This window comes from Pelotomaculum propionicicum (genome assembly GCF_004369225.1).
In the GTDB taxonomy this organism is placed as follows: domain Bacteria; phylum Bacillota; class Desulfotomaculia; order Desulfotomaculales; family Pelotomaculaceae; genus Pelotomaculum_B; species Pelotomaculum_B propionicicum.
Genome location: NZ_QFFZ01000151.1, coordinates 1 through 795, shown reverse-complemented (window position 1 = coordinate 795; position 795 = coordinate 1). Strand labels below are relative to the sequence as shown.

General features: G+C 59.1%; 1 protein-coding gene. It reads right to left on the bottom strand.

Translation table 11 applies throughout. The features are described from left to right. Positions 1 to 773, bottom strand: a 773-nt coding sequence (locus tag Pmgp_RS19290) for an acyl-CoA dehydrogenase family protein (protein ID WP_134216309.1), incomplete at its 3' end; no start/stop codon positions are given. Between the last annotated feature and the right edge of the window lie 22 nt (positions 774 to 795).

Genomic DNA, 795 nt, shown 5'->3' with positions numbered 1-795 from the left:
AAGGCGGCCTGGGCGATGCCGAGGGCCTGGGCGGCGATGCCGATGCGGCCGCCGTCCAAGGTGGACATGGCTATCTTAAAGCCCTGTCCTTCTCCGCCTAACAGGTTTTCTTTGGGCACGCGGCAGTCTTTCATGATTACTTCGGCGGTGAGTGAGCCGCGGATGCCCATTTTGTTGAGGTGTTTGCCGATGGTCAGCCCCGGTGTGTCGCCGGGCAGGATGAAGGCGCTGAGTCCTTTGGCGCCCTTGGTCCTGTCGGTTGAGGCGAACATGATGAAGACTCCGGCCACGGGGGCGTTGGAGATGAACATCTTGGTGCCGTTTAGGACGTACTCGTCGCCGTCCAGTACTGCTGTGCTCTGGCCGGAGGCGGCGTCGGTGCCGGCGCCCGGCTCGGTCAGGGCGAAGGAACCTAAAATCTCACCTTTGCACAGTGGGGTCAGCCACTTTTGTTTCTGCTCTTCGGTGCCGTACTTCCACAAGGGGAAGCTGGCCAGTGAGGTGTGGCATTCCAGGGTGAACCCGGTGGTGGCGCAGGCACGTGAGATCTCTTCGAGTGTGATGATGTAGGTCAGGTAGTCTGCGCCGGCCCCGCCGTATTCGACTGGGTAGGGGATGCCTGTCCACTCCTGCTGGGCGAGTCTTTTGACGTTTTCCATGGGGAAGTAGGGCTCCTGGTCGACTTTCTGGGCGATGGGCTCGACGTATTTCTGGCAGAATTCTCTTACACTGGCGCGCACTAGTTGTTGTTCTTCAGTTAGTTGAAAATTCATGGGGTTTCTCCTCTCGTGAGTT